This is a genomic window from Bartonella sp. B1098, assembly GCF_944896145.1.
In the GTDB taxonomy this organism is placed as follows: Bacteria; Pseudomonadota; Alphaproteobacteria; order Rhizobiales; family Rhizobiaceae; genus Bartonella.
The window spans coordinates 17,767-40,410 of sequence record NZ_CALYLP010000002.1; the positions used below are offsets into that span (position 1 = coordinate 17,767).

Below are 22,644 nucleotides of genomic sequence, written 5' to 3' on the forward strand. Positions count from 1 at the left end.
GCAATTCCATCAATGCCTTCAATCCACAATAGTTTTCCCAGGTATTAAATAACGCTGTTGTTCCTCAGGACTTTTTTTAGCCAGTTCTTCAAATGTAATTGGCTTTAACTCCAATAAATGCCCCAGTAATTCTTGAGATCTTGACCAATAGTCTAATTGTGAAAATGTAACGGTATTTCGCGGTATAAACCATTCTTTAAAGGCTCTAATAACTTTAATTGCTTCATTCTTTGTCTGTTCATCCCTCATGAATTGTTGCAATAATTCCTGCGATCTACCTTCTTGTTCATCTGTAGAGGGATTTAGTTCTAAAAACTCTCTTACAAGCGCACAAACATCTTCAGAGACTTGAACATTGTCATAAATATTTTCATATGATGTTACACATTCTCGCCCTTGTGGATTCTTCGGTAAACGTTTTTTCTTTTCTTCTTGCAATTCTTGTAAATGTTTAATTTTTTTCTCATTCTCTGCTAATTGTCCATCAATCAACGCCCGCTGTGACGCAATTAACTCATCTCGTTTATCTACCGCTTGTCTAAGCATTTTTATGATTTTAGAATCAGAATAAAACACATAACATGAACACAAATTAGCAATACAAGATATAATCAGTGCAACTGAAACCATCTCCCACCTCACTTACTTTTCTTCTTATTCTTCTGAGACTTTTCTTTTACAGATTCATCACGCTGTTTAAGCTCGTCTTTAAGCCTCTCAATTTCTGCATCACGGGATTGAACTTCTTTAAATCGCCTGTGTAGAGCTATGTCTTTCTGTTGAAGTGCTTCTTTATGCGCTTGTTTTAGCTTCTTAATTTTTTCATCACGCTGTTTAAGCTCGTTTTTAAGTTTCTCAATTTCCTCATTACGCGATTGAACTTCTTTTTCATCCTCTGGATTCAGTTTATTCTGTTGGTTCAATTTCTCAATTTCTGCATTTAGCCTGCATATAATATCATTTTTCCGTTTGAACGCTTTTTCATACTCATCTATCTTTTGATTCAGTTCTTTAATTTCCTCTTCATACTTTTCTATATTCTCATCATATCCACTAATGATCTCCCTAATTCCTTCGCGTTCTTCTTTTAAAGCCCTAGCTGCAAATTCTTCATCTTCAATATGCTCTTTAAGCGCCTTAACTTGGTTGCGATAATACAAAACAAAACCCAACATCACGACGTCGATAAGTAACATTGCAATAATTGTTATTGATAAAATCTCTGATAAAATTTCATTTAAAATCATTCTGATCTCCTTAAGGCTGCAAAGTATCGCCGGTGTTCTCAACACCGCAGCTCTTGCAAATTTTCGTAATTGGGGGGCGCTGCTCTTGCATTAATGTCTGCAAGCGCTCGGGATAAAAAAAATCATCAGGACGTAAATCTATCCCATGTTCACGCGCGTAATTTAAAAGCATAACTTGGTATTTAGCAGGTATAATTCCGCCTTTACCCTCTCGCTTTTCAAAAGGATAAGCCCATTTTCTAACCACAATAACATTGCGATTAACAATATTGGCAACTTTTTTATGTCCACCTAAATACTCAATTATGAGTTTTGCGGTTTTCGTATATGTTTTTATCATAGCGATAAAAATACGATATCCAAAATATTTAGTCAATACGAAAAACGTATCATTATATTTTTTATATTGTAAGAACTTTAAAAATAAGGAATAAACTTAATTATGATTAGGCAAAAAGAGCTAAAAATTTGGATAAGAAAAGAGCTTGATAAAATGGGACGAGGGAGCCAAGCTAAGCTCGCCGCCCATCTTGGTATAAGAAGACCAGCTATATCTAATATGATTAATCTTAATACAAATAGGGAAATGAGAGATATTAAGGCTGATGAATTAGTGAAGATTATGGAGTTTTTTAAGGATTCTTCACCTATTTCTGGACCTTATTCTGATGATTTTCTTTATTTATATTCACAAGCGAATGATTCTGAAAAGAAGATTGTCGAGGATCTTTTAAAATCTCTGCTCGCAGCAAGAAGTTCATAAAAGCTTTTTTTTCACATTCAGTTAATTTATTTAGCATGATGCATAGCTGCTTTTCTCTTATATTTTCTATCATAAGCACCTCATTAACATTAATGATAATAAACAAATTTGAATAGGTTTATAAAAATAAAAATACGTTTTTCGTATTTTATCTATTGACACATCATTACGAAAAACGTATTAATTTCTCCATATCGTAAAAATTAACGGTTGCCAATAGGCTCTATGGAGGTAGTTGTGAACAAACCAGTGCTTATAAATTCTAATGAAATTTTATTACTTGCCTGCGATGATGATCAAAACATTGCAGAGTCTGGACCGCTTGATGCAAGCCAAATTCTAAGCATTGTTGATGGGGTAGATGATGTTATACAAATCTTTCGTATAAATCCTTCTGAAAAGAGTTGTGAAGACATTTCTGAACAGATTGCAGAAGCATATGTAAAAAAAAATATCGACCATCTCTATGAGGAGAGAGAAGTTCATTACTTTATACGCGAAAGTGATATCTACAATGAAATTTTAGAAGAGATTGCAGAAGAAAAATATGAAGATGAAATGTACGGTACCTATGAAGAACAGCACCGTTTAACTCCTTGGGATGTCCTTCCAAACTACCCAAGCTATACAGTACGCTTCTAAAAGCACCCCTTTTCTCAAAAATTTACAACACAAACCAATGCCGTTCTTTTCAAGAACGACAAAGGAATACTCTAACTTAAAGGAAATAAATCATGGAAAAAAAATACGAACTTACTGATGAAACAACCGAAGTTGGCTTTAAAACACTTTATAGAATTAAAGCATTACGAGACTTTGGAGATGTGAAAAAAGGTGATCTAGGGGGCTTTATAGAAAAAGAAGATAACTTAAGTCATGAAGGCAATTGCTGGATTGGTGATAATGCCAAGGTTTGTGGTCATGCACAGATTTTTGGTGATGCCAAGGTTTATGGTGATGCCAAGGTTTGTGATAAGGCAAAGGTTCTTGGTGATGCCAAGGTTTATGAATACGCCCAAGTTTCTGATGATGCCGCGGTTTCTGGCAATACTGAAGTTTTTGGCAATGCCGTGGTTAATGGCAATGCCGAAATTTTTGGCAATGCCAAGGTTTATGACAATGCGCAGGTTTTCGGTAAAGCGAAGATTTCTGGTAATATGAAGATTTACGGCAAAGCCCATGTGTTTGGTAGTGCATGGGTTTTTGGCAATCACTGTATTTATGGCAATGCACAAGTAACCGAAAATACAGAAGAATCCGGTAACGACACTGTTTAAGGTCGGGGGTAATCATGGAAAAGAAATACGAATTTACTGATGAGATAATCGAAGTTGGCTTTAAAACACTTTATAGAATTAAAGCATTGCGAGACTTTGGAGATGTAAAAAAAGGTGATCTAGGGGGCTTTATAGAAAAAGAGAGCAACTTAAGCCATGAAGGCAACTGTTGGGTTGGTGATAATGCCTATGTTTGTGCTCAAGCACAGATTTTTGGTGATGCCAAGGTTTATGGTGATGCCAATGTTTGTCGTCATGCCCGTATTTATGACAATGCCCGTGTTTACGGGAACGCATGGATTTATGATGCTGCTCATGTTTTTGAGTGTGCCGAAGTCTTTGGGAATGCGAAGATTTTTGGTAATGCACGAATTTTTGGTGACGCCGAAATAACTGGAAATACAAAAATATCCAGAATGGACCCTCTTTTTACGTAGGGCGATAACCGCGAACCTTCAACAGAGGATTACAATCCTTTCTAACAACCAAACCAAACAACTTTTAACACATGCGTGATTCACGCCACGGGGGAATTGCGCGTAAAATAAGGAAACAATAATGACAGATTCACCATTAGCTATTATGGCAAACAAATATGGGTTTTCTCATGAGGAATTTAGAAAAACTCTTATCAAAACATGTATTAATTATAACTCTTCTGATGAAGAATTTGCTGCTTTTATCTCCGTTGCCAACACTTATGGTCTTAATCCCCTAACCAAAGAAATCTATGCTCTCCCTAAAAGAGGTGGCGGCATTATACCCGTGGTCTCTATTGATGGATGGATTAAGATCATAAAATCTAATCCTAACTTTGATGGTATGACCTTTCAAGATCAACTCGATAAAGATGGGAAGATCATTGCTATAAAATGTGCTATTCGTCTCAAAGGCATTAAAGACCCTATCGAGGTCACCGAATATTTAAACGAATGCCTACAAGAAAAAAGTGACCCTTGGAAAAAATATCCAGCACGCATGCTCCGTCATAAAGCAACTATACAATGTGCACGCTACGCTTTCGGATTTTCTGGTATTTATGAAGAAGACGAAGCAGCACGTATTAATAACATCACACAAGGACAACTTGTTTCTTATGACATACTTGAACAAATCAAAGAGTTAATTAAAGAGACTGAAACCAATGAAGATAATCTTCTCACTTACGCAAATGTAGAAAAACTAACAGATCTGTCTTGTGAAAAAGCACAAGAAGTTTTGGGACTGTTGGAAAAAAAGCAAAACATTCAAAGAGAAAGAGCTCTACAATCTCTCCCACAACAAGAGCAAACAGACGCCTCTATACAAGATGCCGAATATATTCATATCCAAGATATTGAATATACACCCACAACCTCTCACGAACAACAAAGGGCGGTGTGAAATGGAACAAAGAACAGCAGAATGGTTTCAAGCCCGTTTAGGTAAAGTCACCGCTTCAAATATTTACAACGTTATTAGTAAAACAGCAAAGGGAACTCCTACAAGCAAATATGAAGACTACAAAATCAAACTCATTACAGAGCGTCTGACTGGTCAAACAAGCCCCTATTATGAAACAGAAGATATGAGATGGGGAATTGAACATGAAGAAGATGCCTTGAGAGAATATGCATTCATTTATGATACTGAAGTCACAAGGTGCGGCTTTATTCAACACCCCACAATAAAAATGGCGGGGGCTAGCCCTGATGGTCTGATTGATGAAGATGGGTTAATCGAAATCAAATGCCCTAGATCAACTAATCATATGCGTTTCATTATCGATAACGAAATCAAACCTGAATATCTCGCACAAATGCAGTTTCAAATGGCTTGTACGGGGCGCAAATGGTGTGATTTTATCAGTTATGACCCACGTTTTACGGGCGATTCATCTCTCTTTCGTATGAAAATCAAACGCATCCACCGTGATGAAAAGAAAATTGAAGAGATTAATCAAGCGGTTGAAAGCTTTTTAGCAGAAATAGAACGAGAGATACAAAGAATCTCAACAAAAGCCGCATGAACTTTTGGGGGCTTTGTTTTAGCATATCTCCTAGCCCCCCCGCCCTTTCCTAACAATTTTCAATCAATTCGTGATTCACGATACGAGTGAATTGCATCTTAAATGTAAGGAGAAAAGAATGGCGCCTCGTCCTGCTACCATAACGCAACCAGCTATTGCACGCGCTTTAAGAGAAGCAAAAAAGCAAGGGTGTGAACTCATAGAAATAAAGCCAACCGGTGAACTGCTTATCTATCTTAAATCCGATATCCCAATACCAAACTCAACAACACACCCAGACAAACTTTTAGATTTCTCCACCAATGAATATTACGAAACCGCGCTCTCTAAGATGTAAAATACCATGCCTAAACCACGCCCTCCTCATCTTGTCAAAGAAGTCACACGTCATGGTAGAATTATATGGTATGTACGCATTGGTCATGGAAAACGCATTAGAATCCGCGGAACCTATGGAACACAAGAGTTTGTTGATAAATACAAAAGCGCACTTGCCGAATTGCAAGGGCTTATACTTCCTAAATCCAAAACCGGTAAACTTACTGAAGGTTCGTTTGCATGGCTGCTTAAGCAGTATTTAAACAGCTCTAATTGGCATAGTTACTCTAATACGACAAAGAAACAAAAAGAATACATTCTTATGAAGGTGTGCGATACAATAGGCAACGTTCCATACCAAGCAATTGAAAAGAAACATATCATAGCCGGTGTTGAACGACGTAAAGAAACGCCAGCAATGGCTATAAGCTTTCTGAAAGCCCTTAATGGACTTTTTAATTGGGCGATTGACCAAGATCTTTTAGAAAATAATCCAGCTTTAGGCATTAAAAGACCAGTCCTTAACAACAAAGATGGGTTTGCTGTTTGGACAGAAGAAGATGTCGAAAAGTATTATCAAAAATGGCATCATGGTACCCATGAACGTGTCTGGATTGATGTTCTTTTATATACGGGTTTGCGTCGTGGTGATGCCGTTCGCATTGGTTGGAAAGATGTAAAAGATAATATTATTCATCTCAAAACAGAAAAAAGCAAATTTCAAACAGATGTTTTTCTTCCGATTTTGCCTGAATTAGCCGAAACCCTTAAAATTGGTCCTATTGGTGATGAAACATTCATCTGTAGTAAAACTAATAAAAAACTCGTCAAAGAAAGTTTTGGCGATGCATTTAGAGAGGCTTGTTATACAGCAGGCATTAAAAAATCAGCCCATGGTTTAAGAAAATTAGCAGCAACACGCGCAGCTAATTCTGGGGCAACAGTATCACAACTGAAAGCACTCTTTGGCTGGACAAATGATGCTATGGCATCTCTTTACACAAAGAGCGCAGATCGTAAAAGATTAGCTCTTGAAGCTATAAAAAAGCTCCAAAAAAGTTAGGGATAGAGGAAAAAAAACGTAATAGAATCAAGATTCACCTATTCCCTTATTTATATAATAATTCATTGATTTTTATGTTTTTTATTAAGCAAAGACTAGAATTCAATCAGAATGTGAGATTTCTACCAGAGCTATTTCTTATAATGCAGCAAGTCATTCAAAACGTATGCTTAATTACACAAAATATTTTATGGATATGCTTCAATGAAACGTACAAAGTTTTCTAATGGTTCTCGTTCTGTCTCAAAGTTATTTTCTGGAGCATTCATATCGCGATAACCAAGTGCCATACCACAGATAATATGGCGATCAGAAGGAATCGATAAAAGTGTACGAATCTGTTTGTGATAGTCAGCAAAAGCCGCTTGAGGGCAAGTATCCAATCCAAATCCACGTGCTGCTAACATAATAGTCTGCATAAACATACCCAAATCAAGCCAACTCCCCATTTCCATGTCGTGATCCATTGTAAACAAAAATCCTACAGGCGCATCGAAAAATAAAAAATTACGCGCCTTTTGATGAAGCATTTTTTCTTCATCACCTTTTTGAATTCCAAGACTCTGATAAAGATCCAAACCAACTTTTCGACGCCTTGAAAGATAAGGCTCACGCCATTGACGTGGATAATAATGATATTCACGTTCTCCTTTTACACCTGAAAGCACAAGTTGTGAAAGCTCTTGCCCTACTTTATGTAATACACTTTCCGTAAGCACAATCACTTGCCATGGCTGAATATTTGTTCCAGATGGTGCACGTGCTGCAAGTTTTAAAATTTCTTTGATTGTTTCCAAACTAACGGGCTGGTCAGTAAAAGCGCGAATTGACTTTCGCGATAAAATAGATTGAAAAATACTCATGGGAGAAACTGCCATTGTCTTTACTTTCTTTAATTGAAAAATATTTTTTGCTTATTAAGGACAATATATTGCGAAAATAACTTTGCTGCTTTTTGCGCACGCTCTATTTTTTCAAATGACTTACACATTTCACGCAGTGTTAAAGACCATCTACCTATTAGGATAACACAACCTATCTCTTTTAATAGAAAGAAAATTTTCCAAAAATAGATGAAATAAATTTCATAATTAACGATTAACCCCCAACTCTGCTAAGTTCTCAAAAAAATTCTCCTCAATTCGTTCTAAATCCTGTAGAAGATCATCAATATCATGCTGCATCTTCTTTAAATCAGCTCGCTTTTTATGAATTCCTGCAATTAACTTCTTAAGCTTTTTCTCATCATCAGGTGGATCTCCAACCATAGATAACATCTCAGATATTTCAGACAATGAAAATTTAACTCTTTTAGCACGTAGTATTTGTTTTAACTTATGACGGTCCGTTTGTGTATAAAGCCGCGTACTTCCACGCCGTAAAGGGATAAGAAGCCCTTCTTCTTCATAATAACGCAAAGTCCGAGCTGTTATTGAAAACTCACGTGTCAATTCTCTAATTGAATAATATTCGTACATTTTATCATTCTGTCTTCATAGACCACATTGTTATAAGAAATATGCCTGTTTTTTTATAAAACTTTAGTAAGCACTCTATCCTCTACTTTCCCATATTCTAAAATATAAAGACATGCATTCTCATCATAAGACTTTTTAAATCTTTGCAGAAAATATCAATCAAAAAATTTTCTTAAAATTCAAAATTAATCGTTATTTCACTTATAGATAATCCTCTCTTTTTCTTGAAATATGGCTTTTAGGCTTTACATATCCTGAAAAGAATTTTCTATACTGCCTTCAGAAATAAGAAAACTTTAAAATGAAGCAACAAAAAAAGATAAGCATCATTACAAAATAATAAATGACTATCGGCTTATAATTCTTTATGATTATTCTGGGAAATATGCAGCTTCTACATTTCGAGATAAAAAAACGTCTGAATTTTCTATTCAGACGTTTTTTTATTATGTGACGTTGTCTTTAAATTATTCAGAAACGGTTTCGGCTGTCATATTTGTCAACATAGCCTTAGCCACTTCGTTATTACTAGACTTACGCTGCTCATCTACAATCAAATCATCACGAACTGCAGCAATACGACGGATTTGAGAAATCGTGCCACCTGTACCAGCAGGAATAAGACGACCGACAATAACGTTCTCTTTAAGTCCTTGCAACGTATCAATTTTGCCAGAAACCGCCGCTTCGGTCAGAACACGTGTTGTTTCCTGAAACGATGCCGCCGAAATGAAAGAAGGCGTTTGAAGAGAAGCTTTTGTAATTCCAAGAAGAATGGGATTACCAGATGCAGGCTTCTTTCCTTCTGCAATCAAATTGTCATTGATTTCATCAAGTTCAATACGATCAACATTATCACCTGGAATATAACCAGAATCTCCAGATTCAGTAATTTCAACCTTTTGCAACATTTGACGAACAATCACTTCAATATGCTTGTCATTGATAAGAACCCCCTGCAAACGATAAACTTCCTGAATCTCATTAACAAGGTAAGATGCCAAAGCTTCAACACCCTTAATCGCTAAGATATCATGAGGGGCTGGATTACCATCAAGGATATAATCACCCTTCTCAATTTGATCGCCTTCTTGGAAGTGAAATAACTTACCTTTTGGAATCAAATATTCTACTGGCTCAAGAGTTTCATCATTTGGCTCAATAATAATACGGCGTTTATTCTTATAACCACGACCAAAGCGAATTGTACCACTGATTTCAGCAATAATTGCATGATCCTTTGGACGACGCGCTTCAAAAAGTTCTGCCACCCTTGGTAGCCCCCCTGTAATATCTTTCGTCTTAGCACTTTCCATTGGCAAACGAGCAATAACATCACCAGCTTTAACATGAGCACCAAGCTCAACAGAAAGAATAGTTTCCACTGACATCATATAACGGGCTTCACCTCCCTTATACAATTTAGCAATGGACTTACCTTCTTTATCTGCGTGGATAATAATGGCTGGTTTGAGCTCCGCACCACGTGGATTAGCACGCCAATCAATCACCAAACGTTTTGTAATCCCTGTAGATTCATCAGCTGTTTCAGTGACTGATAAACCATCAACCATATCCTCAAAACCCACATAACCCTCAACTTCCGTTAAAACTGGACGTGTATAAGGATCCCATTCTGCTATACGCTGGCCACGTTTAACCACATCACCATCATCAACAAAAATATGCGCACCATAGCTAACACGATGCACAACGCGTTCTTTTCCTAACTCATCCTTGATAAGGATAGCCATATTACGCCCCATAACAACCAAATGACCTTCAGAGTTACGAACCACATTACGATTACGAATCTCCACCGTACCTTCATAAGATGCCTCTAAATACGATGAATCAACAACTTGTGCAGTTCCTCCTAAGTGGAAAGTACGCATAGTAAGCTGCGTTCCCGGCTCACCAATGGATTGAGCAGCAATAACACCAACGGCTTCTCCCTGATTAACCGGTGTTCCACGTGCCAAATCACGACCATAGCATTTTGCACAAACACCAAGACGTGTTTCACATGTTAAAGCAGAACGAATTTGAACAGATTGAATTCCGGCTTCTTCAATCTTCGCAACATCAGCCTCCTCAATCATCGCTCCACCTTCAAGAATAACCTCTCCAGAGACAGGATGTAAAATATCAACAAGGGCTGTACGACCAAGAATTCGTTGCCCAAGAGAGGCAACAATTTGTCCTGCATCAACAATTGGCTGCATCGTAAGCCCTTTTGCAGTACCACAATCAACAGCTGAAATAATAGCATCCTGTGCCACATCAACAAGACGCCGTGTGAGATAACCAGAGTTTGCCGTTTTTAACGCAGTATCCGCAAGACCTTTACGCGCACCATGGGTAGAGTTAAAGTATTCGTTAACAGTTAGACCTTCCTTAAAATTTGAAATAATGGGGGTTTCAATAATTTCACCCGATGGTTTTGCCATTAATCCACGCATACCAGCCAATTGTCTCATCTGGTTAGCTGAACCACGAGCACCAGAGTGCGACATCATATAGATTGAATTCATGGGCCGTTGACGACCTGTTTTAGGATCAAAATCGACGGCTTGAATTCGTTTCATCATTTCATCCGCAACACGGTCTGTACACTTACCCCAAGCATCGACAACCTTATTGTATTTTTCACCCTGTGTAATCAAACCATCATTATATTGCTGTTCGTATTCCTTCGCCAAAGCTTCTGTTTCTGCGACCAAACGTGACTTGCTATCAGGAATAACCATATCATCCTTCCCAAATGAAATTCCTGCACGACAAGCATAAGAAAAACCAAGCTGCATAATACGGTCACAAAAAATAACCGTCTCTTTTTGTCCACAGTGGCGATAAACGTGATCAATCATTTTAGAAATATTCTTTTTTGTCATTTCTTGATTGACAATATCAAATGAGATACTCGAATTTTTGGGCAAAAGCTCACCGATAATCAAACGACCAGGTGTCGTATCATAAAGTTTAGCAACCTCTTTTCCATCCTTGCCAATATTCTTAACACGGCCTTTAATCTTCGTATGAAGCGTTACGACCTTATTTTCCAAGGCATAATGAAGCTCACCAATATCAGAAAAAGCCATTCCTTCACCGGGTTCTTTTTCAGAAATAATCGAGAGATAATAAAGACCAAGAACCATATCCTGTGATGGAACAATAATAGGGGCACCATTCGCTGGATGAAGAATATTATTGGTCGACATCATCAAAACACGAGCTTCAAGCTGTGCTTCGAGAGAAAGTGGAACGTGAACCGCCATCTGATCTCCATCAAAATCCGCATTAAAAGCGGTACATACCAATGGATGAAGTTGGATAGCCTTCCCTTCAATTAAGATAGGTTCAAAAGCCTGAATCCCCAAACGGTGCAATGTTGGCGCACGATTGAGCAAAACAGGATGTTCACGAATAACCTCATCTAAAATATCCCAAACTTCTGGATGCTCTTTCTCAACAAGCTTTTTTGCTTGTTTTACAGTCGAAGAATATCCTTTCGCATCAAGGCGCGCATAAATAAAGGGCTTAAATAATTCAAGGGCCATTTTTTTAGGAAGACCACATTGATGTAACTTTAATTCAGGACCTGTCACGATAACAGAACGACCCGAGTAATCAACACGCTTTCCAAGTAGATTTTGACGGAAACGGCCTTGCTTACCCTTTAACATATCTGAAAGAGATTTTAATGGACGTTTATTGGCTCCTGTAATCACACGCCCACGCCGTCCGTTATCAAACAATGCGTCAACAGCTTCTTGCACCATACGCTTTTCATTACGCACAATAATTCCAGGAGCACGCAATTCAATCAGCCGTTTCAAACGGTTATTACGATTGATAACACGACGATAAAGATCATTGAGATCTGATGTCGCAAAACGTCCACCATCAAGCGGAACCAATGGACGTAAATCCGGTGGAATAACCGGAATTGTTTTCATAATCATCCATTCTGGCTTATTTCCAGATTCAAGAAAATTTTCAACGATTTTAAGTCGTTTAATCAATTTTTTCTGTTTTAACTCTGAAGTTGTTTCAGCTAATTCGAGACGCAAATCATTGGCGATTTTGTCAAGTTCCATACTCGCTAAAAGCTCGTAAATAGCTTCAGCGCCAATCATCGCTGTAAACTGATCTTCTCCAAACTCATCAATCGCCAGCATATATTCTTCTTCAGAAAGAAGCTGGTGGAGCTTAAGAGAGGTCAACCCTGGTTCGGTTACAATATAATTCTCGAAATAAAGAACACGCTCAATATCTTTTAAAGTCAAATCTAAAAGTGTAGAAATACGGCCTGGTAATGATTTAAGGAACCATATATGCGCAACAGGCGCTGCCAGCTCAATGTGCCCCATACGTTCACGACGTACGCGCGAAAGAGTAACTTCCACACCACATTTTTCACAAAGAATCCCCTTATATTTCATGCGTTTATATTTACCGCATAGACATTCATAGTCTTTAATCGGGCCAAATATACGTGCACAAAAAAGACCATCACGCTCTGGTTTAAAAGTCCGATAATTAATAGTCTCAGGCTTCTTAATCTCACCATACGACCAAGACAAAATTTTCTCAGGACTCGCAATCGAAATACGAATAGAGTCAAATGTTTGCGCTGGCGCTTGAGGATTGAAAAGATTCATGACCTCGTGGTTCATGCTGTTCTCCTTCAAAGATTCTTAGAACCTGTTGTAATATCTCATTCATTTTGTAACAGATCTTCTTTAAAACACATTTACTTTCAAAAATGATCTGTAGACCTTAAATAAGGTTATTGAGCCTCTTAAAGTAATCAGAGCGCAACCTTTTTCTCGTGCGCTCCTTGGATTATTGTTCTGCCGTATCAGATAACACACGCTGTGCAATAAGTTCACGCGCATCATCAAGTTCTACATTGAGAGCAAGTGAACGCATTTCTTTCACCAACACATTAAAGCTCTCAGGGATACCGGCTTCAAATGTATCATCACCACGCACAATCGCTTCATAGACTTTCGTCCGACCAGCGACGTCATCCGATTTCACTGTCAACATCTCCTGCAAAGTATATGCAGCACCATAAGCTTCAAGAGCCCAAACCTCCATTTCACCAAAACGTTGACCACCAAACTGTGCCTTACCTCCTAATGGTTGCTGCGTAACAAGTGAGTAGGGACCAATAGAACGTGCATGAATCTTATCATCAACAAGGTGATGTAATTTCAACATGTAAATATACCCCACCGTTACTGGACGATCAAAAGGCTCTCCCGTACGACCATCATAAAGCGTAACCTGCCCTGAACTATCCAATCCTGCATCTTCCAGCATCGTGTTGATATCAGACTCATGAGCTCCATCAAAAACAGGCGTTGCAATTGAAACCCCTTTCTTCATCTGAAGTGCCAATTTGTAAAGACTTTCGTTATCATACTGACGCACAGGTTCATTATGATTATCATCAGGCATAAGATTTTCAATACGTTGACGTAAAGGAAGTATATCCCCTGTCTCTTGATATAATTCTAATAAATCACCAATCTTTTTGCCCATCCCCGCACATGCCCAACCAAGGTGTGTCTCAAGAATTTGCCCAACATTCATACGACTAGGCACACCAAGAGGATTTAAGACGATATCAGCATGCGTTCCATCTTCAAGAAATGGCATATCCTCTACAGGAAGAATACGTGAAACAACCCCCTTATTCCCGTGACGTCCCGCCATCTTATCGCCTGGTTGGATTTTGCGCTTCACAGCCACAAAAACCTTTACCATTTTCATGACACCAGGAGGCATTTCATCACCTCTTTGGACCTTTTCAACTTTATCCATAAAGCGACGTTGTAATGCTTCTTTTGATTCATCATATTGCTTACGCAAAGCTTCAATTTCATTTTGAAGCTTTTCATCCTCAACTGCAAATTGCCACCACTGCGAGCGTGGATAACGCCCCATTACCGTACTATCAAGCTTTTTGCTCTCCGAAAAGCCTTTCGGACCTTCTACAGCGACTTTACCTGTCAACATATCGGTAAGGCGCGCATAAACATTACGATCAAGAATCGATTGTTCATCATCACGGTCTTTTGCTAAACGCTCAATTTCTTCACGTTCAATGGCCATAGCACGCTCATCTTTTTCCACTCCATGGCGATTAAAAACGCGAACCTCAACAACAGTACCAAACGTCCCAGGAGGCATACGCATAGAAGTGTCGCGAACATCTGAAGCCTTTTCACCAAAAATTGCACGCAGAAGCTTTTCTTCTGGCGTCATGGGACTTTCACCCTTTGGTGTAATCTTTCCAACCAAAATATCACCCGGTTGAACTTCAGCACCAATATAAATAATGCCAGCTTCGTCAAGATTTCTTAAGGCTTCTTCCGCAACGTTGGGAATATCGCGGGTAATTTCCTCAGGCCCAAGTTTTGTATCACGTGCTGCAACTTCAAATTCTTCAATATGAATTGAAGTAAACACATCATCCGCAACAATGCGCTCAGATAACAAAATGGAATCTTCATAGTTGTATCCATTCCAAGGCATAAAGGCGACAAGAACATTCCGCCCAAGAGCCAAATCACCCAGATCCGTGGATGGACCATCTGCAATGATATCACCCTTTTCTACCCGATCACCGACATGCACAAGAGGGCGCTGATTAATACAAGTGGACTGATTAGAACGCTGAAACTTTTGTAAGCGATAAATATCAACGCCTGATTTTGAAGGATCTAAATCTTCTGTTGCACGAATAACAATACGGGTCGCATCGACTTGATCAACAATACCACTCCGTTTTGCGCTCACCGCAGCTCCTGAATCGCGCGCAACAATGGATTCCATTCCCGTACCAACAAATGGCGCTTCAGCGCGCACAAGAGGAACGGCTTGACGCTGCATGTTCGACCCCATTAATGCACGATTCGCATCATCATTTTCCAAAAACGGAATAAGTGCGGCAGCAACTGAAACCAACTGTTTTGGTGAAACATCCATTAAATCAACATGATCGCGCGGCGCCATTAAAACTTCACCCGCATGACGGCAAACAACAAACTCTTCTATAAAACGACCTTCACTATCTAATGAAGAATTCGCTTGAGCAACATAATGCTTTGCTTCTTCCATCGCTGAAAGATAAATAACTTCTTTGGTGACTTTACCGTCAATAATTTTACGATATGGACTTTCAATAAAGCCATATTTGTTAACCCGAGCAAATGTTGCTAAGGAATTAATCAGACCAATATTGGGGCCTTCTGGTGTTTCAATCGGACAAATACGACCATAATGCGTAGGATGGACGTCACGAACTTCAAAACCCGCACGCTCACGAGTCAATCCCCCTGGACCAAGAGCAGAAAGACGGCGCTTATGGGTGATTTCCGACAATGGATTGGTTTGATCCATAAATTGCGACAATTGTGAAGATCCAAAAAATTCACGAACGGCTGCTGCTGCAGGTTTTGCATTGATTAAATCCTGCGGCATCACTGTATCAATTTCAACCGATGACATACGTTCTTTTATCGCGCGCTCCATACGAAGGAGACCAATGCGATATTGATTTTCCATCAACTCCCCAACGGAACGAACACGACGATTGCCAAGATTATCAATATCATCAATTTCACCACGACCATCACGTAATTCAACCAACATCTTAACAACAGCAAGAATATCTTCTTGACGCAAAACGCGAACGGTATCTGGACAATCAAGATCCATACGCAAATTCATCTTAACACGTCCAACAGCTGAAAGATCATAACGCTCTGGATCAAAAAACAATGAATGAAACATTGCTTCTGCTGTATCGATTGTGGGAGGCTCACCTGGACGCATTACTCGGTAAATATCAAACAATGCATCCTGTCGACTTTCATTCTTATCCACTTTTAAAGTATTGCGGATATAAGCGCCAATATTCATGTGATCAATATCAAGAATATTGATTTGATCAGCACTAACATCAAGCAAAATTTTCAATACTTTTTCGTCAATTTCGTCGCCCGCTTCAAGGTAAATCTCACCTGTTTCGTAATTGACGATATCTTCAGCAAGATAACACCCTAATAAATCATCTTCACTAACTTTAACCGCTTTGAGGCCCTTTTCTGCCAAAGACTTCGCAGTACGAACTGTCAGTTTTTTACCAGCTTCCGCAACAACTTCACCACTCTCTGCATCTATAAGGTCAGAAATGAGCTTCATTCCTTTAAAGCGATCAACAGAATAAGGAACACGCCACCCCTCTCCATCACGCTCATAAGTTACTTTATCATAAAACGTCGACAAAATATCTGAGCCATCCATACCTAATGCCATTAACAGACTGGTAACAGGAATCTTGCGCCGCCGATCAATACGCGCATAAATAATGTCCTTAGCATCAAACTCAATATCCAGCCAAGAGCCACGGTAGGGAATAACACGAGCAGCAAAAAGAAGCTTTCCTGATGAATGAGACTTGCCCTTATCATGGTCAAAAAAGACACCAGGAGAACGATGCATCTGAGAAACAATAACACGCTCCGTACCATTAACAATAAAGGTACCGTTGGTTGTCATTAAAGGCATATCGCCCATATAAACGCCCTGCTCTTTAATGTCTTTGATATCTTTGGAGCCAGTATCCTCATCAACATCAAAAACAATCAAACGCAATATCACCTTCAATGGGGCTGCATAAGTTAAATCACGTTGACGACATTCTTCAACATCAAATTTCGGTAAATCAAATTCATAACCAACAAACTCAAGCATAGCTGTACCGGAAAAATCGGAAATAGGAAATACCGATTTAAAAACAGCTTGCAAACCTTCATCTGGTCGTCCACCTTTCGGTTCCTCAACCATGAGAAACTGATCATATGACGCTTTTTGAACCTCAATAAGATTCGGCATCTCTGCTACTTCAGGAATCTTACCAAAAAATTTGCGTACCCGCTTACGACCATTGAATTGAGACATCATTGAGTGAGTCTGAGCCATCGTCGCTCCTTGATCCTTACTCTTCAAGGTAGACCAACCTTGAAAGTTTTATATCATTAACCTGCATATGCAGACCAGTTCACCTGACACCCAATAACGAGCATCATTAACTTTCCTCACCAACACAAGCCTTTCTTTAACTTGTCTCTATGATGAGAGATGAGTAGCTCAACCCTATACCCACACTATTGCGATTAAACCGTTGGTAAAAGGTTTTTTTACTCATTACTTTTCCTCTTTTTAGAGAAAGAAAATCGGCGAACATAAATGTCCGCCGATAAAATTAAATTTATTTAAGTTCAACTTTAGCACCAGCAGCTTCAAGTTGAGATTTAATTTTCTCTGCTTCTTCTTTAGAAGCCCCTTCTTTAATAGGCTTAGGGGCTCCTTCAACCAGATCTTTCGCTTCTTTAAGACCAAGTCCAGTAAGAGCACGAACTTCTTTAATAACATTAATTTTTTGCGCGCCACCTTCAACAAGAATAACATCAAATTCTGTTTTTTCTTCAGCAGCTGGAGCAGCACCACCAGCAACAGCAGCGACAGCTACAGGAGCAGCAGCCGAAACACCCCACTTTTCTTCAAGTAACTTAGAAAGCTCAGCAGCTTCCAAAAGAGTTAGATTAGAAAGGTCTTCTACGATCTTCGCTAGATCAGCCATTTTTAAATTCCTTTAATTAAAAGATTTGAACCATTATTAAAACTTATTCAAAAAAACAGAAAAGCATGAAAGCTCTTCCATCAACGTGAATAAACAGCCTTAAGCCGCCTTATCCTCCTGAGCATATGCGCCAATGACACGTGCAACCTGACCACCAGGTGCATTAACAACCTGTGCAATACGGGTTGCAGGAGTAGAAATCATACCTACAAGTTTTGCCCGCAACTCGTTTAATGAAGGCAACGAAGCCAATGACTTCACAGCATCTACAGTTAAACTTGTTGCCCCCATTGAACCGCCAAGGATGACAAATTTGTCATTGCTTTTTGCAAAATCAACAGCAACCTTCGGTGCTGTGATTGGATCTTCTGAATAAGCAATAAGTGTTTGTCCTGTAAACAAACCCATTATCGATTCAGATTCCGTGCCCTGAAGAGCGATTTTAGCAAGACGGTTTTTGGCGACTTTAACGGCACCGCCAGCTTCACCCATTTTCGAACGCAAATCGTTCATCTGTGAAACTGTCAGACCGGAATAATGTGCAACAACAACAGAACCAGACTTTTGAAAAGCCTCGTTAAGCCATGTAACAAATTCGCGTTTTTCCGCTCTATTCACTGTCTCTCTCCATTTAACAGATTTATTTTTAAACAAACCTGTTGGTTACCTTTGATAACATAAAACACTTCATGTCACCGATGAGGATCCTGTCCCCTTTTTCACGCACAGCGTTCAAAGGCAACCCTGGCTCAAACCCTTTAAGTCTTTAACTCTCAGTTTTTTACCCCAGTCTCATGCAGGTTTTTTTGATTAAGATGCTTAAAACATCACCTACAATCTCGGACAGGATATTCCGGAATTTCTCCCGGCATAACCTAAGCCCTATAAAGCTTAGATGGCTAAATGCCGGGCAAAACCGGCATTTAAAATATAATTTTAATCGTCACTTACCTCAAAAAATTATCAATCAGCTTATACTGACTCTGAACGAACCGTTGCTGGATCAACTTTAACACCAACCCCCATCGTTGAAGAAACAGCAACGCGCTTAATATACTCACCTTTTGCACTTTGCGGTTTTGCTTTAATAACTGCACTCGCAAAGGCTTTAATATTTTCTATGATTTTTTCAACACCAAAAGAAGCCTTCCCAATACCAGCATGCACAATCCCTGCTTTTTCAACACGAAACTCGACAGCACCACCTTTAGAAGCCTTGACAGCACCAGCAACATCAAGTGTTACAGTCCCAACTTTTGGATTTGGCATCAAACTGCGTGGACCAAGAATCTTACCAAGACGACCAACAAGAGGCATCATGTCTGGTGTTGCAATGCAACGATCAAAGTCAATCACCCCCCTATTAATGCTTTCAAACAAATCTTCAGCCCCCACAACATCCGCTCCTGCTGCCTTAGCTTCCTCAGCCTTATCTCCACGAGCAAAAACGGCAACACGAATATTTCTTCCCGTGCCATTCGGTAAATGAGCAACACCTCGAACCATCTGATCAGCATGACGAGGATCAACACCCAAGTTCATTGAAATTTCAATTGTTTCATCAAACTTAGCTACGGCACGCTCCTTAACCATTAAAACGGCATCTTTTAAAGCGTAAAGTTCATTAAAATCAATATCTTTTCGGATATTTTTTATTCTCTTTGCTACTTTTGCCATAATATTAGCCCACCACTTCTAAGCCCATCGAACGCGCAGAGCCTTCAATCATACGCATCGCTGCCTCAATGTCATTTGCATTAAGATCCTTCATCTTTGATTCCGCAATCAAACGAATTTTATCGCGAGAGATACTTCCTACAGACACCTTACCAGGCTCCTTTGAACCAGATTTCAGCTGCGCTTCTTTCTTTAAAAAGAACGACACAGGAGGTGTCTTGAGAGAAAACGTAAAAGACTTATCTTGGTAATACGTAATAACAACTGGAATCGGTGCCCCTTTTTCCATTTCTTGTGTGGCTGCATTAAACGCCTTACAAAATTCCATGATATTAATACCACGTTGCCCAAGAGCCGGACCAATTGGTGGAGATGGAGTAGCAGCCCCTGCAGAAACCTGCAACTTGAGCTGACCTATACTTTTTTTTGCCATAATAACCTGCCTTCAATTTCACTGGTATACGAACAATTTATCTTGCTTTCTACCCGCTGCAGTGATGTGGTGCGGATCATTAAGCCGACAAAAGCCATAAATCACCTCCCACTCCTTCCTTAAAGTAATTAAAACTACTCTAAGTCTCATCAGAGTTTTTCAACCTGACCAAATTCCAAATCAACAGGCGTAGGACGCCCAAAAATGAGGACCTCAACCTTAAGACGAGAGCGCTCTTCTTCAACCTCTTGAACAATTCCATTAAACGAAACAAAAGGACCATCAGCAACGCGAACTTGCTCTCCAACCTCAAACAACACAGAAGACTTTGGAGATTCAACCCCTTCCTGAACTTGTTTGAGAATTTGCTCAACCTCTCGATCAGAAATCGGAACAGGACGCGCATCCGATCCTAAAAAACCTGTCACTTTAGGTGTATTCTTAATAAGATGATAAACTTCATCGGTTAATTCAGCACGAACAAGAACATAACCAGGAAAAAATTTTCGTTCAGTATCGACTTTACGTCCGCGGCGAACTTCTACAACACGCTCCGTTGGAACAAAAATCTTTTCAAACAGATGATCAAGTCCTTTTTGCTTTGCCTCCTTATCAATAGCTTCCGCTACTTTCTTTTCAAAATTTGAATATGCCTGAACAATATACCAACGAGCCGCCACAGTCACACTTCCTTACATTCTCAACCAAAAAGATATTTCAGAAGATCAATAACCCGCCAAACACCAAAATGCATAACCTGATCCACAATAAAAAAGAAAGCTGAAGCCAATGCGGTTACCAACAAAACCATAACAGTAGAGATAACCGTCTCGCGACGCGTAGGCCACTTTACTTTAACTGTTTCTGCATAAACTTGCTTCAAAAAGGCAATTGGATTGGTTTTAGATGCCATCGTCACACTATACTCTCTCGCCCTATTACACTCTCTTTTAGTGCTATTGTGTTTTATCCAACAAAATAAATACAAAAAAATGCAAAAGCCACCTTTTAGACTGATGCAATTCTTTACTTTCTATTCAATAGCGTTTCACACACAAAAAAACAAGCCCTAGATAAAAAAAAGCGAAAAAGACAGTAAGATCCGCTCCCCCATATCTAAAATCCTATTCCCCTTTGGCAGGGGCAGCAGGACTTGAACCCGCGACCTGCGGTTTTGGAGACCGCCGCTCTACCAACTGAGCTATACCCCTAACTTTGAAAATTAAAACACCTTTAGTAACCTTTCAACAAGCATTATTTATTCAATGATCTTAGAGACGATACCGGCACCAACAGTACGACCACCTTCACGAATAGCAAAACGAAGCTTCTCTTCCATCGCTATCGGCACAATCAGTGACACATCCATCGCAACATTATCACCGGGCATAACCATTTCCGTTCCCTCTGGAAGCGTAACAATACCCGTAACATCCGTCGTACGGAAGTAAAACTGTGGACGATAATTCGTGAAAAACGGCGTATGACGCCCCCCTTCATCTTTCGTCAAAATGTAAGCCTCGGCTTTAAAACGTGTATGAGGGGTAACAGACCCAGGCTTCGCCAATACCTGACCACGCTCAATCCCTTCACGATCAACACCACGAAGTAGCGCGCCAATATTATCACCAGCTTGACCTTGGTCTAAAAGCTTGCGGAACATTTCAACACCTGTCACCGTCGTCTTAGATGTTGGACGAATACCGATAATCTCAATTTCCTCGCCAACTTTAATAACACCACGCTCAACACGACCCGTAACAACCGTTCCACGTCCCGATATCGAAAATACATCTTCTATCGGCATCAAGAATGGTTGATCAACAGGACGTTCAGGGGTTGGAATATAATTATCAACCTCACTCATCAAAAGACGAACCGCATCTTCACCAATGCTTTTATCCTTGTCCTCAAGGGCAGCTAACGCAGAACCTTTTACAATTGGGATTTCATCTCCTGGAAAATCATATTTGGATAAAAGTTCCCGAACCTCAAGCTCTACAAGTTCCAAAAGTTCCGCATCATCAACTTGATCAACTTTATTGAGGAAAACAACAATCGCTGGAACTCCAACCTGACGAGCAAGCAAAATATGCTCACGGGTCTGTGGCATCGGACCATCAGCTGCAGAAACAACCAAAATGGCACCATCCATCTGCGCTGCCCCTGTGATCATATTTTTCACATAATCTGCGTGTCCAGGACAGTCAACGTGGGCATAGTGACGGCTTTCCGTTTCATACTCAACGTGTGCTGTAGAAATGGTAATACCACGGGCACGTTCTTCTGGTGCTGCATCAATTTGGTCGTATGCTTTAAACTCACCAAAAAATTTCGTAATCGCCGCTGTCAATGAAGTCTTCCCATGATCAACGTGACCAATCGTACCAATATTAACATGCGGTTTCGTTCGTTCAAATTTGCTCTTCGCCATCGCTATTAATCTCTTGTTTTATTCTCTATCTTTGTTAGCACCTAGAAACAGGCCTGCAGAACTGAATTCAACTGGACCCTACACAAGCCCAATCACCACAACTCTTAGACGGAAAATCCCGCCCACTTTAAATAATGGAATATTTTCCATTATACCTACTTGCCTAATCATCAACAACCATTTGGAGCGGGTAGCGGGAATCGAACCCGCGTATTCAGCTTGGAAGGCTGCTGCTCTACCATTGAGCTATACCCGCATGACCACGTACTAACTCTCCTTCGATGA

The 22,644-nt window shown here is 39.6% G+C and carries 22 protein-coding genes and 2 tRNA genes; 8 read left to right on the forward strand and 16 right to left on the reverse strand.

Annotation, left to right across the window (positions count from 1 at the left end):
* Nucleotides 1–18: 18 nt before the first annotated feature.
* Genes NNJ85_RS00090 through NNJ85_RS00100 form a run of 3 tightly spaced genes read right to left on the reverse strand, consistent with a single transcriptional unit; the run spans nt 19 to nt 1,587 of the window.
* Nucleotides 19–630, reverse strand: a complete 612-nt coding sequence (locus NNJ85_RS00090) for a hypothetical protein (protein WP_254472615.1) — start codon at nt 628–630, stop codon at nt 19–21.
* Between the two features lie 8 nt (nt 631–638).
* Nucleotides 639–1,247, reverse strand: coding sequence for a hypothetical protein (locus tag NNJ85_RS00095; protein ID WP_254472616.1), 609 nt, complete (start codon nt 1,245–1,247; stop codon nt 639–641).
* Between the two features lie 10 nt (nt 1,248–1,257).
* Complete coding sequence (locus NNJ85_RS00100) at nt 1,258–1,587, reverse strand: hypothetical protein (protein ID WP_254473848.1); 330 nt, start codon at nt 1,585–1,587, stop codon at nt 1,258–1,260.
* Between the two features lie 102 nt (nt 1,588–1,689).
* On the opposite strand from NNJ85_RS00100, the gene NNJ85_RS00105 reads away from it, so the two are divergent.
* The 8 genes from NNJ85_RS00105 (at nt 1,690) to NNJ85_RS00140 (ending at nt 6,676) form a co-directional block, all read left to right on the forward strand.
* Nucleotides 1,690–2,010 carry a helix-turn-helix domain-containing protein gene (locus tag NNJ85_RS00105; RefSeq protein WP_254472617.1) on the forward strand — a complete coding sequence of 107 codons (321 nt, stop codon included), beginning with the start codon at nt 1,690–1,692 and terminating at the stop codon, nt 2,008–2,010.
* A 237-nt stretch (nt 2,011–2,247) separates the two neighbouring features.
* Nucleotides 2,248–2,652: a hypothetical protein gene (locus NNJ85_RS00110; protein WP_254472619.1), complete on the forward strand. Its 405-nt coding sequence runs from the start codon at nt 2,248–2,250 to the stop codon at nt 2,650–2,652.
* A gap of 92 nt (nt 2,653–2,744) precedes the next feature.
* A complete protein-coding gene (locus tag NNJ85_RS00115; protein ID WP_254472621.1) occupies nt 2,745–3,287 on the forward strand; it encodes a hypothetical protein in 543 nt (180 codons plus the stop codon).
* A gap of 14 nt (nt 3,288–3,301) precedes the next feature.
* Nucleotides 3,302–3,724, forward strand: coding sequence for a hypothetical protein (locus tag NNJ85_RS00120; RefSeq protein WP_254472623.1), 423 nt, complete (start codon nt 3,302–3,304; stop codon nt 3,722–3,724).
* A gap of 121 nt (nt 3,725–3,845) precedes the next feature.
* On the forward strand, nt 3,846–4,670 hold the full coding sequence (locus NNJ85_RS00125; protein ID WP_254472625.1) for a RecT family recombinase: 825 nt from the start codon (nt 3,846–3,848) through the stop codon (nt 4,668–4,670).
* A 1-nt stretch (nt 4,671) separates the two neighbouring features.
* The gene (locus NNJ85_RS00130) at nt 4,672–5,295 is read left to right on the forward strand and encodes a lambda exonuclease family protein (RefSeq protein WP_254472627.1); all 624 of its coding nucleotides are present in this window, start codon (nt 4,672–4,674) and stop codon (nt 5,293–5,295) included.
* A gap of 118 nt (nt 5,296–5,413) precedes the next feature.
* The gene (locus tag NNJ85_RS00135) at nt 5,414–5,632 is read left to right on the forward strand and encodes a hypothetical protein (protein ID WP_254472629.1); all 219 of its coding nucleotides are present in this window, start codon (nt 5,414–5,416) and stop codon (nt 5,630–5,632) included.
* Between the two features lie 6 nt (nt 5,633–5,638).
* On the forward strand, nt 5,639–6,676 hold the full coding sequence (locus tag NNJ85_RS00140; RefSeq protein ID WP_254472631.1) for a tyrosine-type recombinase/integrase: 1,038 nt from the start codon (nt 5,639–5,641) through the stop codon (nt 6,674–6,676).
* 188 nt (nt 6,677–6,864) lie between these two features.
* On the opposite strand, the gene NNJ85_RS00145 is transcribed toward NNJ85_RS00140, so the two are convergent.
* The 13 genes from NNJ85_RS00145 to NNJ85_RS00205 form a co-directional block, all read right to left on the reverse strand.
* Nucleotides 6,865–7,554, reverse strand: a complete 690-nt coding sequence (locus NNJ85_RS00145; protein ID WP_254472633.1) for a nitroreductase — start codon at nt 7,552–7,554, stop codon at nt 6,865–6,867.
* Nucleotides 7,555–7,767: 213 nt separating this feature from the next.
* Entirely contained in the window at nt 7,768–8,154 is a 387-nt protein-coding gene (locus NNJ85_RS00150) for a MerR family DNA-binding transcriptional regulator (protein ID WP_254472635.1), read from the reverse strand.
* 467 nt (nt 8,155–8,621) lie between these two features.
* A complete protein-coding gene (rpoC, locus tag NNJ85_RS00155) occupies nt 8,622–12,833 on the reverse strand; it encodes a DNA-directed RNA polymerase subunit beta' (protein ID WP_254472637.1) in 4,212 nt (1,403 codons plus the stop codon).
* Between the two features lie 169 nt (nt 12,834–13,002).
* The gene (rpoB, locus tag NNJ85_RS00160) at nt 13,003–17,154 is read right to left on the reverse strand and encodes a DNA-directed RNA polymerase subunit beta (RefSeq protein WP_254472639.1); all 4,152 of its coding nucleotides are present in this window, start codon (nt 17,152–17,154) and stop codon (nt 13,003–13,005) included.
* Nucleotides 17,155–17,443: 289 nt separating this feature from the next.
* Nucleotides 17,444–17,815 (reverse strand): 50S ribosomal protein L7/L12, encoded by a 372-nt coding sequence (gene rplL / locus NNJ85_RS00165; RefSeq protein ID WP_005773658.1) that lies wholly within the window; start codon nt 17,813–17,815, stop codon nt 17,444–17,446.
* A gap of 99 nt (nt 17,816–17,914) precedes the next feature.
* On the reverse strand, nt 17,915–18,433 hold the full coding sequence (gene rplJ, locus NNJ85_RS00170; RefSeq protein ID WP_005773659.1) for a 50S ribosomal protein L10: 519 nt from the start codon (nt 18,431–18,433) through the stop codon (nt 17,915–17,917).
* Nucleotides 18,434–18,787: 354 nt separating this feature from the next.
* Nucleotides 18,788–19,492, reverse strand: coding sequence for a 50S ribosomal protein L1 (rplA, locus tag NNJ85_RS00175; protein WP_254472640.1), 705 nt, complete (start codon nt 19,490–19,492; stop codon nt 18,788–18,790).
* Between the two features lie 4 nt (nt 19,493–19,496).
* Nucleotides 19,497–19,925 carry a 50S ribosomal protein L11 gene (rplK, locus tag NNJ85_RS00180; RefSeq protein WP_254472641.1) on the reverse strand — a complete coding sequence of 143 codons (429 nt, stop codon included), beginning with the start codon at nt 19,923–19,925 and terminating at the stop codon, nt 19,497–19,499.
* 149 nt (nt 19,926–20,074) lie between these two features.
* Nucleotides 20,075–20,605, reverse strand: coding sequence for a transcription termination/antitermination protein NusG (gene nusG / locus NNJ85_RS00185; protein WP_005773664.1), 531 nt, complete (start codon nt 20,603–20,605; stop codon nt 20,075–20,077).
* Between the two features lie 20 nt (nt 20,606–20,625).
* The gene (gene secE, locus NNJ85_RS00190; RefSeq protein ID WP_005773665.1) at nt 20,626–20,838 is read right to left on the reverse strand and encodes a preprotein translocase subunit SecE; all 213 of its coding nucleotides are present in this window, start codon (nt 20,836–20,838) and stop codon (nt 20,626–20,628) included.
* Between the two features lie 222 nt (nt 20,839–21,060).
* Nucleotides 21,061–21,136, reverse strand: a tRNA-Trp gene (locus tag NNJ85_RS00195).
* Nucleotides 21,137–21,183: 47 nt separating this feature from the next.
* A complete protein-coding gene (tuf, locus tag NNJ85_RS00200; RefSeq protein WP_005773266.1) occupies nt 21,184–22,359 on the reverse strand; it encodes an elongation factor Tu in 1,176 nt (391 codons plus the stop codon).
* Between the two features lie 182 nt (nt 22,360–22,541).
* A tRNA-Gly gene (locus NNJ85_RS00205) sits at nt 22,542–22,615 on the reverse strand.
* Between the last annotated feature and the right edge of the window lie 29 nt (nt 22,616–22,644).

Coding starts and splice junctions, on each gene's coding strand:
- tuf (WP_005773266.1), bottom strand. CDS start 22,359: ATGGCGAAGAGCAAATTTGAACGAACGAAACCGCATGTTAATATTGGT.
- NNJ85_RS00095 (WP_254472616.1), bottom strand. CDS start 1,247: ATGATTTTAAATGAAATTTTATCAGAGATTTTATCAATAACAATTATT.
- NNJ85_RS00105 (WP_254472617.1), top strand. CDS start 1,690: ATGATTAGGCAAAAAGAGCTAAAAATTTGGATAAGAAAAGAGCTTGAT.
- NNJ85_RS00135 (WP_254472629.1), top strand. CDS start 5,414: ATGGCGCCTCGTCCTGCTACCATAACGCAACCAGCTATTGCACGCGCT.
- rpoC (WP_254472637.1), bottom strand. CDS start 12,833: ATGAACCACGAGGTCATGAATCTTTTCAATCCTCAAGCGCCAGCGCAA.
- NNJ85_RS00150 (WP_254472635.1), bottom strand. CDS start 8,154: ATGTACGAATATTATTCAATTAGAGAATTGACACGTGAGTTTTCAATA.
- rplL (WP_005773658.1), bottom strand. CDS start 17,815: ATGGCTGATCTAGCGAAGATCGTAGAAGACCTTTCTAATCTAACTCTT.
- rpoB (WP_254472639.1), bottom strand. CDS start 17,154: ATGGCTCAGACTCACTCAATGATGTCTCAATTCAATGGTCGTAAGCGG.
- secE (WP_005773665.1), bottom strand. CDS start 20,838: ATGGCATCTAAAACCAATCCAATTGCCTTTTTGAAGCAAGTTTATGCA.
- NNJ85_RS00100 (WP_254473848.1), bottom strand. CDS start 1,587: ATGATAAAAACATATACGAAAACCGCAAAACTCATAATTGAGTATTTA.
- NNJ85_RS00120 (WP_254472623.1), top strand. CDS start 3,302: ATGGAAAAGAAATACGAATTTACTGATGAGATAATCGAAGTTGGCTTT.
- NNJ85_RS00145 (WP_254472633.1), bottom strand. CDS start 7,554: ATGGCAGTTTCTCCCATGAGTATTTTTCAATCTATTTTATCGCGAAAG.
- NNJ85_RS00130 (WP_254472627.1), top strand. CDS start 4,672: ATGGAACAAAGAACAGCAGAATGGTTTCAAGCCCGTTTAGGTAAAGTC.
- NNJ85_RS00140 (WP_254472631.1), top strand. CDS start 5,639: ATGCCTAAACCACGCCCTCCTCATCTTGTCAAAGAAGTCACACGTCAT.
- rplK (WP_254472641.1), bottom strand. CDS start 19,925: ATGGCAAAAAAAAGTATAGGTCAGCTCAAGTTGCAGGTTTCTGCAGGG.
- NNJ85_RS00090 (WP_254472615.1), bottom strand. CDS start 630: ATGGTTTCAGTTGCACTGATTATATCTTGTATTGCTAATTTGTGTTCA.
- NNJ85_RS00115 (WP_254472621.1), top strand. CDS start 2,745: ATGGAAAAAAAATACGAACTTACTGATGAAACAACCGAAGTTGGCTTT.
- NNJ85_RS00125 (WP_254472625.1), top strand. CDS start 3,846: ATGACAGATTCACCATTAGCTATTATGGCAAACAAATATGGGTTTTCT.
- rplA (WP_254472640.1), bottom strand. CDS start 19,492: ATGGCAAAAGTAGCAAAGAGAATAAAAAATATCCGAAAAGATATTGAT.